The sequence below is a fragment of the Marinobacter sp. L-80 genome, assembly GCF_056859395.1.
The window spans coordinates 78,691-92,113 of sequence record NZ_JBSXOI010000046.1 but is presented as its reverse complement, the minus strand read 5'-3'; the positions used below and the strand labels follow the sequence as shown (position 1 = coordinate 92,113).

The 13,423-nt window shown below is 59.3% G+C and carries 14 protein-coding genes; 5 read left to right on the top strand and 9 right to left on the bottom strand.

Features of this window, described 5'->3' with window-relative positions:
• The first annotated feature begins 66 nt into the window (after positions 1-66).
• Together AC13E3_RS04620 and AC13E3_RS04615 are read left to right on the top strand one after the other, a co-directional pair.
• Complete coding sequence (locus tag AC13E3_RS04620; RefSeq protein ID WP_482901773.1) at positions 67-978, top strand: LysR substrate-binding domain-containing protein; 912 nt, start codon at positions 67-69, stop codon at positions 976-978.
• Positions 979-1,094: 116 nt separating this feature from the next.
• Entirely contained in the window at positions 1,095-2,624 is a 1,530-nt protein-coding gene (locus AC13E3_RS04615; protein ID WP_482901772.1) for a WS/DGAT/MGAT family O-acyltransferase, read from the top strand.
• A 117-nt stretch (positions 2,625-2,741) separates the two neighbouring features.
• Here AC13E3_RS04615 and AC13E3_RS04610 read toward each other — a convergent pair whose 3' ends face one another.
• Entirely contained in the window at positions 2,742-2,870 is a 129-nt protein-coding gene (locus AC13E3_RS04610) for a hypothetical protein (RefSeq protein ID WP_482901771.1), read from the bottom strand.
• 166 nt (positions 2,871-3,036) lie between these two features.
• Here AC13E3_RS04610 and AC13E3_RS04605 point away from each other — a divergent pair, with 166 nt between their 5' ends.
• Complete coding sequence (locus AC13E3_RS04605) at positions 3,037-3,240, top strand: DUF6316 family protein (protein ID WP_064230225.1); 204 nt, start codon at positions 3,037-3,039, stop codon at positions 3,238-3,240.
• A gap of 20 nt (positions 3,241-3,260) precedes the next feature.
• Here AC13E3_RS04605 and AC13E3_RS04600 read toward each other — a convergent pair whose 3' ends face one another.
• The 8 genes from AC13E3_RS04600 to glyA form a co-directional block, all read right to left on the bottom strand.
• Positions 3,261-3,788 carry a phosphatidylglycerophosphatase A family protein gene (locus tag AC13E3_RS04600; protein ID WP_482901770.1) on the bottom strand — a complete coding sequence of 176 codons (528 nt, stop codon included), beginning with the start codon at positions 3,786-3,788 and terminating at the stop codon, positions 3,261-3,263.
• The gene (gene thiL, locus AC13E3_RS04595; protein ID WP_482901769.1) at positions 3,785-4,741 is read right to left on the bottom strand and encodes a thiamine-phosphate kinase; all 957 of its coding nucleotides are present in this window, start codon (positions 4,739-4,741) and stop codon (positions 3,785-3,787) included. Before thiL ends, AC13E3_RS04600 begins: the two co-directional genes overlap by 4 nt.
• A gap of 3 nt (positions 4,742-4,744) precedes the next feature.
• Positions 4,745-5,221, bottom strand: coding sequence for a transcription antitermination factor NusB (gene nusB, locus AC13E3_RS04590; protein WP_202348066.1), 477 nt, complete (start codon positions 5,219-5,221; stop codon positions 4,745-4,747).
• Positions 5,221-5,697 (bottom strand): 6,7-dimethyl-8-ribityllumazine synthase, encoded by a 477-nt coding sequence (gene ribH, locus AC13E3_RS04585; RefSeq protein WP_273070336.1) that lies wholly within the window; start codon positions 5,695-5,697, stop codon positions 5,221-5,223. Before ribH ends, nusB begins: the two co-directional genes overlap by 1 nt.
• Before the next feature lie 47 nt (positions 5,698-5,744).
• Positions 5,745-6,860, bottom strand: a complete 1,116-nt coding sequence (gene ribBA / locus AC13E3_RS04580; protein ID WP_008170765.1) for a bifunctional 3,4-dihydroxy-2-butanone-4-phosphate synthase/GTP cyclohydrolase II — start codon at positions 6,858-6,860, stop codon at positions 5,745-5,747.
• Between the two features lie 64 nt (positions 6,861-6,924).
• Positions 6,925-8,040, bottom strand: coding sequence for a bifunctional diaminohydroxyphosphoribosylaminopyrimidine deaminase/5-amino-6-(5-phosphoribosylamino)uracil reductase RibD (gene ribD / locus AC13E3_RS04575; RefSeq protein ID WP_482901768.1), 1,116 nt, complete (start codon positions 8,038-8,040; stop codon positions 6,925-6,927).
• On the bottom strand, positions 8,037-8,555 hold the full coding sequence (gene nrdR / locus AC13E3_RS04570) for a transcriptional regulator NrdR (protein ID WP_008170769.1): 519 nt from the start codon (positions 8,553-8,555) through the stop codon (positions 8,037-8,039). The genes ribD and nrdR overlap by 4 nt, the downstream gene beginning before the upstream one ends.
• Before the next feature lie 77 nt (positions 8,556-8,632).
• A complete protein-coding gene (glyA, locus tag AC13E3_RS04565; protein ID WP_482901767.1) occupies positions 8,633-9,886 on the bottom strand; it encodes a serine hydroxymethyltransferase in 1,254 nt (417 codons plus the stop codon).
• Between the two features lie 390 nt (positions 9,887-10,276).
• Between glyA and ettA the strand changes: the two genes are divergently transcribed.
• Both ettA and radA read left to right on the top strand, forming a co-directional pair.
• Entirely contained in the window at positions 10,277-11,938 is a 1,662-nt protein-coding gene (gene ettA, locus AC13E3_RS04560; protein ID WP_104323167.1) for an energy-dependent translational throttle protein EttA, read from the top strand.
• Positions 11,938-13,314: a DNA repair protein RadA gene (gene radA, locus AC13E3_RS04555; protein ID WP_482901766.1), complete on the top strand. Its 1,377-nt coding sequence runs from the start codon at positions 11,938-11,940 to the stop codon at positions 13,312-13,314. Before ettA ends, radA begins: the two co-directional genes overlap by 1 nt.
• Positions 13,315-13,423: the final 109 nt, after the last annotated feature.

The window sequence follows — 13,423 nt, the reverse complement described above, 5'->3', positions numbered from 1 at the left end:
AATACCGGGGACCCTGCTACGCTCTCAAACAAGCATTTCTGGCCAACAACCTCAGATAATTCGAACATGCATACAGCCATCACCATTGACGCCCTCAAAGTCCTTGATGCCATTGACCGCAAAGGCAGTTTCGCCGGTGCCGCCAACGAACTGTTCCGGGTTCCCTCCGCCATCAGTTACACCGTGCAGAAGCTGGAAGAAGACCTGAATGTCGCCATTTACGACCGAACCGGTCACCGCGCCCGACTGACACCGGCCGGCCGCTACCTTTTGGAAGAGGGCCGCACACTGCTCGAGGCGGCAGAAAACCTCGCGCACACCACGCGCCAGGTCGCCCAGGGCTGGGAAACGCGGTTACGGATCGGGTTCAACTCACTGCTGCCGGCGGAATGCCTGTTTCCGGCAATCCGGGAATTCTATGAGCTGGGCGTACCGGTAGATGTACAAATCGTGGAAGAGGTCTTTGCCGGAACCTGGGATGCTCTGCAAAGCCGCCGCGTGGATCTGATCATCGGCGCCGATAATTTCAGCAAGCCAGCGGGAAACTACACAACCCAATCCCTGGGCGACATGCCGTTCGTTTTTGCCGTTGCCGCCGATCATCCCCTGGCCGATGCCGAAGCGCCGCTCTCCGAGGACGAAATCTCCCGTTATCCGGCAGCCGTCGCTGCAGACACATCAAGGTCCTTGCCCCCGGGCCACGCCGGCATATTCCACCGCCAGCGAACCTTGACGGTGGCCAACATTGACCAGAAGATCGCTATACAGGTAGCCGGCCTCGGCGTGGGATGGTTGCCAAGGGCACGAATCAGCGCAGAACTGAAGGAAGGCAAGCTGGTCATCAAGGAAGTGCAGGAATCGCGACAACCAATCAAACTGCAACTGGCCAGGCATGCCGAGGACCAGAGCAAGGCCCTGATGTGGTTTTGGGACCGACTCAGCGCGGAGGGAGCCGTTTCAGACTGGCTAACAGGCTGAAAATAAAGCAAATGGTATGACTCCAGCTCGGCGTCATACCAGGCAAATGAGTCAACCGTTTGCCCGGGCACTTCGTTTATACTGCAGCTGAAACCAACGCCGAAGGGAGCTCTCTGATGCGGCAACTGTCGGAACTGGATGCCTCGTTCCTGTATCTCGAGTCGGAAACCACACCGATGCACATCGGAGGCATCTACCTCTTCGATGCTTCCGAACGGGAGAAACCGCTGGCCTTCAGCACCTTTGTCGCCTACCTTCGAAGCCGCCTGCATGTTGTGCCGGTTTTCCGGCAACGCCTGAAAGAAATTCCCCTGCGCCTGGGCCGCCCCTACTGGATTGATGACCCCGATTTCAGCATCGAGCGCCACCTTGCCTACGTTAATCTGGGCGAACACGGCCGCAAGGCAAGCCTGATGACGCTGGCCTCACGGATTCTGGAAGAACCTCTGAAAAGGGACCGCCCGCTCTGGCACATCACCTTCGTAGACGGCTTCAAACTGGACGAGGAGGACACCGGCAGTGACGGCTTCGCCTTGATCGTCAAATTGCACCACGCTGCCATCGACGCATTCAGTGGCGAGGAGATTATTGGCAAACTGCTGGAGTATACGCCCGAGCCCAGCCCGATTGCGCCACCTCGACCCTGGCAGCCCAGACCAGAACCCTCGGAAGAACGGGTCATGCTCCAGGCCGGTGCGAACATCGTTCGCACGCCACTGCAGTTCACCTCTCTGGCGTTCAACGCAGCCGAGGCTACAGCCCGGGGACTGATCCAGAAGCAATTGCGCAAACTGCCACTCCCGCTGCCCCTGTTTTCCGCCCCAAACAGCCCTTTCAATCGGCAGATTACGGCAAATCGGCAGATTGTCGCCGCCAGCGTGGAGCTTTCGCGCCTGAAGGCGATCAAGGCGTTTCTCGGGGACGTAACGTTGAACGATGTGGTTTTGGGCCTTTGTGCCGAGGCCCTGAAGCGCTATCTGATCAGCGAGGGCGCCAATGCCGACAAATCCCTGGTGGCAATGACACCGATTTCGGTTCGTTCCAACAGCCTGCGCCGAGCCACCGGGAACCAGATGTCTGCCATGCTGCTGGATCTGGCGACCGATGAAACCAATCCCGCCCAGCGGATACGGCGCATACACTGGAACGCGGTTGCTTCGGAGCCCTACCGGGAGGCTATTGCTGCAGATCGGCTGACGGAACTGCTGCCTTCAACCATGCTGGCGCTGTCCGCGAGGCTTTATTCGGAATTGCAAATTGCCCAGCGTTACCAGCCGGTATTCAATCTGCCAATCACCAACGTTCCCGGACCACAGGTTCCACTGTATCTGCAGGGTGCACGCCTGGTTCAGCAATACAATACGGCGCCGCTGTTCGACAGTATGGGACTGGTGATTGTAGCGGTGAGCTATGAGGGAAGGCTGACACTGAATTTCACCACCTGCCCCGATGTGGTGGCCCACGGAGAGTCATTGCAGGCTCACGTGGATGAAAGCCTCAACGCCATTGAAGCGGCCATGGAACGGCTCGGAACAGAGGAAACCAAAGAACCCATCGCAGCCTCCCCAACACAGACCCTCGCAGATGATGCCATGACCGCGATGGAGGGGCTTCTCAAGAAAGCCCTGAAACGTTTCCGGGCCTGAACCGGACCCGGAAACGGTCAAGCAAGACTCGCTTATTCGAACGCCCAACGAAGAAACGCCTTCTTTTCTTCGTCACTCGCTGTTTCCCAAATGGTTTTCAACCGTTCAAGCGCGTTTTCAGCGCTTGCCGGAGCGCTCCGGCATTTCCTGCTCGGCCTCCTGACGCGACTCGGGCCGATCAAATTCGAACCCATAGGTCTCCCCGGCTTCCGCCGCTTTGGTAGCATTCTGACGAGTGCAAGACAACGGCGGGCTTCGCTCCCCCACTCCGGCGTTTTCAACGCTGATCCCGATTGAGACCCAACCCGTGAAATTGTAAAAAAATGTTGAATTCGCCCCGAATTGGGTTAATTTTAAACAGATCGGCAGATATTAATGCGGCGCCCGAAAAGCGGGCAGTACAGGAGACGCCATGGACACCCAACGCAGGACCGGAGAAGAAGGGCCGGTTCCCTTTCGCAGTAGTCGATTCTTCTGCGTAGGGAGCAAATGGTACTTCACCACCCGGGAAGGGTTTGACAGTGGCCCGTTCGCTTCGCGGGAGCGAGCAGAGACCGGCCTGAAGCGATTTCTGCATGTTGTCCGGATGTTGCCCGAAGAACAGCAACTCCACTGACAGGGGCGCGGTGACCCCCTCTACACCATGACGGGCACCAGCCAAAGGTCCACCGCCCACAAGCAGGCCAGAGCCATTAAGCCGGCGATAACATCGTCTACCATGATCCCCAGCCCGCCTGGCAGGTGCTGGTCCAGCCAGCTTATGGGCCACGGCTTGGCAATGTCGAACAGCCGGAACAGCGCGAAAGCGCCAAGCACCCCATAAATATTGTCGGGGAACAGGCCAAGGGCAATCCACATCCCGACGAATTCATCCCAGACAATGCCGCCATGATCATGAACCTTGAGGTCCTCGGCGGTCTTGCCGCAGAGCCAGATACCTACGATAAAAGCGACCAGGACCACCAGCCAGTAGCCCACCGGCGGTAACCAGGCGAAACCGTACCAGAGCGGGATGGCTGCCAGGCTTCCCCAGGTGCCGGGAGCCCTCGCCGTTGCGCCACTGCCAAAACCAAAAGCGAGTAAGTGTACCGGGTTACGCAAAAAGCCCGGAGGCAGTATGACTGCAGGCGCCTCCGGCTCCGGAGTCGGGCCTTCCTGACTCATGATTCACTCCTGAAATGATCAAAACCCGCAGGTAGCGCCTCCGAACTGCAGTCGGCGCCATCCAGATACAGCCCTTGCTCAGCCTCGACGGAACCGATCACGGTAAGCTGGCTCGTGAGAGAGGCCGGTGCGCGGTCCCAGTTTTCCCGGGGGAAACACAGGCACAGCTCGTAATCGTCTCCTGAACGCAATGCGTAGTCCAAAGCCTTCTCTCCCTTGAGCCTGTCAAGCTCAGGCGAAAGCGGCAACCTGGCACTCTCGATCCGGGCCCCCACCCCGGAAGCATCCAGAATATGCCCAAGATCAGCCAGCAAACCATCAGAGATATCAATTCCGGCGCTGGCATACTGGCGAATCCCTGTCCCAAGAGCCAGCCTGGGCCGGGGCCGGTGGTAATGCTCCAGCACGGCGAGCATGTCAGCGGAGGGGGCAGGTTCCGAGAGATAATCAAGGGCAGCGCCGGCGTCGCCCAGGGTTCCCGACACCGCAATCAAGTCGCCGGGACGGGCGCCCGAGCGTCGAATCCCGGCCCCCTGCTCCACGGTGCCATGCACCTGCAGGCTCAAAGTAAGCGGGCCGGAGGTGGTGTCCCCACCCGCCAATTCAAGACCGAACGCCTCGCTGGCACTTCTCAGCCCTCTCGAGAAGTCTTCAAGCCACTGCTCATCCGGGGCCGGCAGGGTCAGCGCAAGAGTGAAACATTCCGGGTCGGCACCCATGGCAGCGAGATCACTGGCTGCTGCGGCGAGCGCACGCCAACCCAGGTAATCCGGGCGATAGTTTCGGGGGAAATGGACACCTTCAACAAAAGCATCCACGGAAAAGACAAGATCCCGGCCGGCGGGTATCCGCTGAATCGCGCAGTCATCCCCCGGCCCGAGAATCAGGGCTCGGGATTTCTGCCGCCCGGAGAGCGGCAGAAAGTAACGCCGAATCAGCTCGAACTCGCCCATGGGCTAGCGGGAGCGGGTCTCAGCGAGCCGAAGTCGGCCGCTCAGCTTGTCGAGGATGCTGTTGACGAACTTATGGCCCTCGGTGCCGCCGAAGCGCTTGGCCATTTCAATGCCCTCGTTGATAACCACCTTATAGGGCACATCCAGCCGATGCTTCAGCTCATAGGCCCCAAGGCGCACGATAGCCAGCTCCACCGGATCCACCTCGTGAATGGGCCGATCAAGAAAAGGCTCGATCAATTTGTCCAGCTCGCCCTGCTCACGATGGACACCACGGAGCAGATCGCGAAAATACAGCAGATCAACCTTGGTCATGTCATTGTCGACCATGAACTCGGCTTCAATGTCAGAAATCGCCGTCTTGCTGAAATGGCGCTGATAGAGCCCTTGCATGGCCAGGGCCCTGGCACGGCGTCGATCACCGGCTTTCGGTTTGCCGGACGGGGCCGGCTGCGGTGATGTACCTTCAGTGTCACTCATTACTCACCCAGCTTCTTGAAAAGGCTGACCATTTCAAGGGCGGTGATCGCCGCTTCCGCACCCTTGTTACCGGCCTTGGTGCCCGAACGCTCGATGGCCTGCTCGATGGAGTCCACTGTCAGGACACCGAAAGTCACCGGCACGTCAGTATCAAGACTGACAGCGCCAATACCACTGGAGGCTTCGCCGGCAACGTACTCGAAATGAGGCGTTCCGCCACGGATGACCGCACCCAGGGCGATAATCGCATCGTACTCGCCGGTTTCTGCAACGCGCTTGACCGCCAGGGGCATTTCATAAGCTCCCGGCACGCGAACAATGGTGACGTCATCATCGGAAATACCGTGACGGCGCAGGGTGTCCAGCGCACCCTCAACCAGGCTTTCTACAACAAAGCCGTTAAAACGGCCCACCACCAGGGCATAGCGCCCACTGCACTCGGTAAAATCACCTTCAATTACTCTGATATCTGCCATTGATGGCTCCTTCACGTGTCGCGGCATCGGGGCCACGACCGGGTTTATCATTCGGGGGTATAGGGAACGTATTCAACAACTTCCAGATCGAAACCGGAAATGGCCGAGAATTTGATCGGCGGGCTCAGCAGACGCATCTTGCCGACACCGATATCCCGGAGAATCTGGGAACCAGTGCCTACGGTGAAGTAAACGCCTGAGCTGCCCTTGCCAGAGGAGCCTTTCCCCTCATCAAAGAATTCCTGGATACGGTCTTCCAGATTGTAGCTGTCCTCGGCACTGTTCAGCAGGACAACCACGCCCTTGCCTTCCTCCGCCACTTTCTCCAATGCGTGATGTAGAGGCCAGCTACGGGAATCCTTGCGGCGGGCCCCCAGAAGATCCCGAAGGGTATCGGTGATGTGGACCCGTACAAAGGCCGGTTCGTCGGGGGAAATATCTCCCATCAACATGGCCAGATGAGTGGCTCCCTGGATGTTGTCGCGATAGGTCCGAAGTTTGAATACGCCGTACTCGGTGTCCAGGTCGTTCTCTTCCACACACTCCACGGTGCGTTCGTTCATGGTGCGGTAATGAATCAGATCGGCAATGGTGCCGATCTTGAGGTCGTGCTCTTCGGCAAACCGCTCCAGATCTTCCCGACGAGCCATCGAGCCATCGTCATTCATAATCTCGCAGATCACACCCGCCGGTTCGCAGCCGGCCAGCGCCGCAAGATCACAGGATGCTTCCGTGTGCCCGGCGCGGCTCAGCACACCGCCGGGATCAGACATCAACGGGAAAATATGGCCGGGCTGGACCAGATCACTGGCCCTGGCGTTGCGCGCCACTGCCGCCTGAACAGTACGGGCACGGTCCGCAGCCGAGATGCCAGTCGTCACGCCTACAGCGGCCTCAATGGAGAGGGTAAACTTGGTTCCGAAGCCGGAGGCGTTCTGCTGCACCATCAATGGAAGACCCAGCTGTTCGCAGCGGTCCCGGGTCATAGGCATGCAAATCAGGCCACGACCAAACCGGGCCATGAAGTTGATGGCTTCGGCCGTGCAATGCTCAGCAGCCATCACGAGATCGCCCTCATTCTCGCGATCCTCGTCATCCATCAGTATGACCATTTTGCCCTGACGGATATCTTCTATGATGTCTTCAATGCTGTTCAGTGCCATGTGGTTTTTTACCCTTGCGGCGCTCCGGCAAATGTTGGCTTCCGGAACAACCTGAGTTTATGAATTACCGGCGAGTGAGAATCAGGCGCTGATCCTCACCCACCTGACGTCGATCCAGCACGTTCCATTGTACTTTATCTGCCATGGTTTCCAGCGGCAGGTGGGCGGTCGGCCTCCCCGTACTGCCCAGGAAAACCGGCGCCTGGTAGAGCCAGAGTTCGTCGACCAGATTTTCGTTAATAAAGGTGCCGGCCAGAGTGGGTCCCGCCTCCACCAGCAGCTCGTTGATACCCAGCTCCCCCAGCGAGTCCAGCAGTTCGGCCAGATCAATGCCGTTGTCTTTCCAGGCGACGCCGGTAAGGCTGATGCCCAGTGCCGCCAAATCCTGGGCCGGCGCCGTGGCCAGAGTTGATGATGCACAGAACACCTGCACATTGCCGCCCTGAAGAATATTCGCCGTGGAGGGCGTGCGCGCATCCCGGTCGGCAATTACCCGCAGCGGCTGCCTGGACGGCTCGGTGGCATCGCCAATGTCTCCGAGCTCCTCGCGACGGACTGTCAGCGAGGGATCGTCGGCGAGCACAGTACCAACACCGGTCAGGATGGCGTCGCTGATCGCTCGGAGGCGTTGGACATCCCGGCGCGACTCAGCACCGGTTATCCACTGGCTCTCGCCAGAAGCCATGGCAGTACGACCATCCAGGCTCGCTGCCATTTTCAGCCGCACCCAGGGCCGCCCGGTGTTCATGCGCTTCATGAAACCCGGATTCAGGCGAACAGCTTCTTCCGCCAGCAAGCCTTCGGTAACCTGAACGCCAGCCTCCCTCAGCATATCCAGCCCGCGTCCGGATACCGAGGGATTCGGATCCTTGGTGGCGGCATACACATGGGCAACACCGGCATCAATCAGCGCCCTGGCACAGGGCGGTGTACGACCAAAGTGGCTGCACGGCTCCAGGGTTACATAGGCTGTCGCTCCCCGGGCGTCCGGACCGGCCTGACTCAGGGCGCGGATCTCAGCGTGGGCTTCTCCGGCACGCTCATGCCAGCCCTCACCGAGTATCAGATCGCCGCGGGCAATGACACAGCCAACCCGGGGATTGGGATGGGTAGAGTACCGACCGCGCCAGGCAAGCTGGACAGCCCGCGCCATCATGGCCCTGTCGCGGTTCTCGATCATGCCTTTCCTTTCGGGGCGTGGTTATCCGCCAACGCTTTGGCGACGTCAACGGCCGCCTCACCGTTGCTTGCCGACAGTCTCTCAATCTCTTCCTTGAACTCGTTGATATCCTGGAAACTGCGATACACCGACGCGAAGCGGACATAGGCGACCTTGTCCAACTGGCGCAATTCGGTCATCACCTCTTCACCCAACTGCATGGACTTCACTTCCCGCTCTCCGGTCGCCCGCAACCGGTATTTGATCCGATTGAGAGCCGCATCAATCTGTTCAATGCTCACGGGGCGCTTTTCCAGCGCTTTCATCAGCCCGGCGCGCAGCTTTTCCTCATCAAACGGTTGTCGGGTACCATCCTGTTTGACCACCCTTGGCATCACCAACTCGGCAGATTCGAAGGTAGTAAAACGCTCCCGACAGGACAGACATTCCCTGCGGCGACGCACCTGATCACCCTCGGCCACCAGCCGGGAGTCAATCACCTTGGTATCTGCTTCACCACAGAAGGGACAATGCATAGTCAGGAACTCCGAAGAGGAAGCCGGGCCGAAAGTTCGGCCCGGCAGGTCATGCCTGTAGTCTAGCTATAAAACGATTAGCCGTAGACAGGAAAACGGGCGCAGAGCGCACTCACCTGTTCGCGAACCCGGCTGTTGACCGCCTCATCGTCCAGGTTATCGAGGATATCGCAGATCCAGCCGGCCAGGTCACGACACTCGGACTCGCCGAAACCGCGAGTAGTGATCGCCGGGGTGCCAATACGCAGACCGGAAGTGACAAACGGGGACCGGGGATCATTGGGAACCGCGTTCTTGTTCACGGTAATGTGAGCACGGCCCAGCGCCGCATCCGCATCTTTACCGGTAATGTCCTGCTTGATCAGGCTGACCAGGAACAGGTGGTTCCTGGTGCCACCGGAGACCACGTCGTAGCCGCGATCAACGAACACCTGAGCCATGGCGGAGGCGTTCTTCACAACCCGCTGCTGGTATGTCTTGAACTCGTCACTCATGGCTTCCCTGAAGCACACGGCCTTGGCGGCAATCACGTGCATCAAAGGCCCGCCCTGGCCACCCGGGAATACCGCAGAGTTCAGCTTCTTCTGCAGATCAGCATCATCGCAGGCCAGGATAAGACCACCACGGGGACCGCGCAGGGTCTTGTGTGTAGTCGTCGCGATCACGTGGGCATGGGGAACCGGATCCGGGTAAACGCCCGCGGCCACCAGGCCAGCCACGTGGGCCATATCGACAAACAGGTAAGCGCCCACCTTGTCGGCAATCTCACGGAAGCGGGCGAAATCCAGCTCCTGGGAGTAGGCTGAGAAGCCAGCAATAATCATTTTTGGCTTGTGCTCAAGAGCCAGCGCTTCGATCTCATCGTAGTCGAGAAGGCCAGTGTCGGTATTGATACCGTACTGCACGGCATTGTAGATCTTGCCGGAGAAGTTGACACTGGCGCCGTGAGTCAGGTGGCCACCGTGGGCGAGACTCATGCCCAGAACCGTATCACCAGGCTTGAGCAGAGCCATAAAGACAGCCGAGTTGGCCTGGGAACCAGAATGCGGCTGGACGTTGGCATAGGCAGCACCAAACAGCTCTTTGGCACGTTCAATCGCCAGGTCTTCGGCAATATCCACGAACTCGCAGCCGCCATAGTAGCGCTTGCCCGGATAGCCTTCCGCGTACTTGTTGGTCAGCACGCTGCCCTGGGCTTCCATCACTCGGGGGCTGGTGTAGTTCTCGGACGCGATCAGCTCGATGTGAGCTTCCTGGCGCTTCTCTTCCGCCTGCATGGCGTTCCAGAGTTCGTCGTCAAAGCCGGCGATTTTCATTTCACGATTAAACATGGATGCGCTGCCCCTGTGTGCTTGGCTGGCCCGGAGAGCTTTGGCGATCTCCGCAGGCTCCCTGAAAAATTGGGTCGCTATTCTATCTTACAAACGGGTGAAAAATCACCCTTTAACCGTCCGCAGATACCGGCATGCGGCCAACTCCGGTTTCTGCTCAATTGCTATCACTGGTAGGTTTCGATACCTTAGCCGGTCTACGTTCATTGGTTGCGGCTTGTGGAGTTACGGCCATCGGGTAGGGCGATCCGGGATACGCTGTGAATACATCCCTGTACGCTCGACAAAATCATCCCTGATTTTGACGATCCCGGATCGCCCTACCCGATGGCCTCAGCCAGACACCTTCAGTGATCTCGACACTCAATTCGCAAGAAGGATGCTGACAAAATGGCGCAATACGTCTACACCATGAACCGCGTGGGCAAGGTGGTCCCGCCCAAGCGCGAGATTCTGAAAGACATCTCCCTGAGCTTCTTCCCCGGCGCCAAGATCGGCGTTCTGGGCCTCAACGGTGCCGGTAAATCCACCCTGCTCCGCATTATGGCGGGCGTAGACCAGGATTACATCGGTGAAGCCCGTCCGCAGCCTGGCATCAACGTGGGCTATCTGCCCCAGGAGCCGGAGCTGGACGAAGAAAAAACCGTCAAGGAGATCGTCGACGAGGCGGTTTCCGGCGTCCACGACGCCCTGGCCGAACTGGACCAGGTGTACGCAGCCTACGCCGAACCGGATGCCGACTTTGACGCCCTGGCCAAGAAGCAGGGCGAGCTGGAGGCCTATATCCAGGCCACCGATGGCCACGACATTGAACGCAAGATGGAAGTTGCCGCGGACGCCCTGCGTCTTCCACCCTGGGATCAGAAAGTAAGCGTTCTTTCCGGTGGTGAGCGCCGCCGGGTCGCACTGTGCCGTCTGCTGCTGTCCGGCCCGGACATGCTGCTGCTGGACGAGCCCACCAACCACCTGGATGCCGAATCCGTGGCCTGGCTCGAGCGCTTCCTGCATGACTACGAAGGCACCGTGGTCGCCATCACCCACGACCGGTACTTCCTCGACAACGTCGCCGGCTGGATCCTGGAACTGGACCGTGGCCACGGCATTCCGTTTGAAGGCAATTACAGCCAGTGGCTGGAAAACAAGGAGAAGCGCCTGGAGATGGAATCCAAGCAGGAAGCCTCTCACCAGAAAGCCATCAAACAGGAACTGGAGTGGGTGCGAAGCAATGCCAAGGGCCGTCAGTCCAAGAGCAAGGCCCGTCTGGCCCGCTTTGAGGAGATGAGCTCCCAGGAATTCCAGAAGCGCAACGAAACCAACGAACTCTACATTCCGCCCGGACCTCGCCTGGGCAACAAGGTGATCGAGGTGGACGGCATCAGCAAGTCCTTCGGTGACCGCCTGCTGTATGAAGACGTGTCCTTCAGCGTACCGCCCGGTGCCATCGTGGGCATTATCGGCGGTAACGGTGCCGGCAAATCCACCCTGTTCAAGATGATTGCCGGTTTCGACAAGCCGGACTCTGGTGACATCACCGTCGGCGAAACCGTGGAACTGGCCTACGTGGACCAGATGCGTGACCTGGATGGCAGCAAAACCGTTTGGGAAGAGCTCTCCGACGGCAACGATATCATCAAGGTTGGCAATTACGAGACGCCCTCCCGGGCTTACGTAGGCCGTTTCAACTTCAAGGGCAGCGACCAGCAGAAGCGGGTTGGCGACCTGTCCGGCGGTGAGCGCAACCGCCTGCACCTGGCCAAGCTGCTGAAACAGGGCGGCAACGTGCTGCTGCTGGATGAGCCCACCAACGATCTGGACGTGGAAACCCTCCGGGCGCTGGAAGAAGCCCTGCTGAACTTCCCGGGTTCTGCCCTGGTGATCTCACACGATCGCTGGTTCCTCGACCGCGTAGCCAGCCATATTCTGGCGTTCGAAGATGATGGCGAGGTGGTGTACTTCGAAGGCAACTTCACGGAGTACGATGAGGACTTCAAGAAGCGTAAGGGCGATTCAGCCATGCAGCCCAAGCGCATGAAGTACAAGAAGCTGGCCTGATGGCGAAAACCAAAACCGCCTTTGTCTGCACCGAGTGCGGTGCAGACTATTCCAAGTGGCAGGGCCAGTGCACGGCATGCCAGGCCTGGAACACCATCAGCGAAGTCCGCGGCGTCAGCAGCAACAGCAAAGGCGCCCGCGGTGCCCGCTTTGAGGGATTCGCCGGCAGCCTATCCGAAGTTCAGAGCCTGGACGACGTCAGCCTGGCCGAGCAGCCTCGCATCAGCTCCGGCATGCAGGAGTTCGATCGGGTCCTGGGCGGCGGCCTGGTCGAAGGCTCTGCCGTACTGATGGGCGGCCATCCGGGCGCCGGCAAGAGCACACTGCTGCTACAGGCCGTCTGCCATCTTGCCGCCAGCGTCCCCGCTTTGTATGTCACCGGTGAGGAATCCCTGCAACAGGTCGCCATGCGCGCCAAACGGCTGGGCCTGCCCACCAAAGACCTGAAGATGCTGTCCGAAACCAGTGTCGAACGAGTCATGCAGGTGGCCGAGGCAGAAAAACCCCGGATTCTGGTGGTGGACAGTATTCAGGTGATGCACATGGCGGATATCGAGTCCGCCCCGGGCAGTGTCTCGCAGGTACGGGAAAGCGCCGCCTACCTCACCCGTTTCGCCAAGCAGACCGGCACCATTCTGTTTCTGGTCGGCCATGTCACCAAAGACGGCAGCCTGGCCGGCCCGAAGGTTCTGGAACACATGATCGACTGCTCTATCCTGCTGGAAGGCTCCAGCGACAGCCGTTATCGAACCCTTCGGGGGATCAAGAACCGGTTTGGTGCAGTGAACGAGTTGGGCGTGTTCGCCATGCTGGAACAGGGGCTAAAGGAAGTGAAGAACCCCAGCGCGATCTTCCTGAACCGCGGCGAAGACGCTGCCCCTGGAAGCGTGGTGATGGTGGTCTGGGAAGGTACCCGCCCGATGCTCGTGGAGATCCAGGCCCTGGTGGATATGGCTCAGGGCGGCTACCCCAGACGGGTCGCAGTTGGCCTCGATCAGAACCGGCTGGCCATGCTCCTTGCCGTATTGCACCGCCATGGCGGCATGCACGTATCCGACCAGGACGTGTTCGTGAACGTGGTTGGTGGCGTAAAAGTAAACGAAACCAGCGCCGATCTCGCGCTGCTGGCCGCCATTGTCTCCTCCTTCCGCGACCGAGCCCTACCCCAGGACCTGGTGATCTTCGGCGAAGTCGGCCTCTCCGGGGAAATCCGCCCGGTGCCCAGTGGCCAGGAGCGCATCTACGAAGCCGCCAAACACGGCTTCACGCGGGCTCTGGTACCGAAATCCAATGCCCCGCGCAAGGCCATCGACGGCATGAAGGTGATTCCCGTTACCAAACTGAGTGATGCTCTTACTGCTCTGGAAGACCTTTAAGCCTGCCATCTTCGGAGTGAACGGTCAGGTTGACTTCGGAGCTTCCAAAAACCGCTACAAGCACATCCCTGTGCGCTTGTCCTCGGCCATCCTTGGCCTCCGACATTTT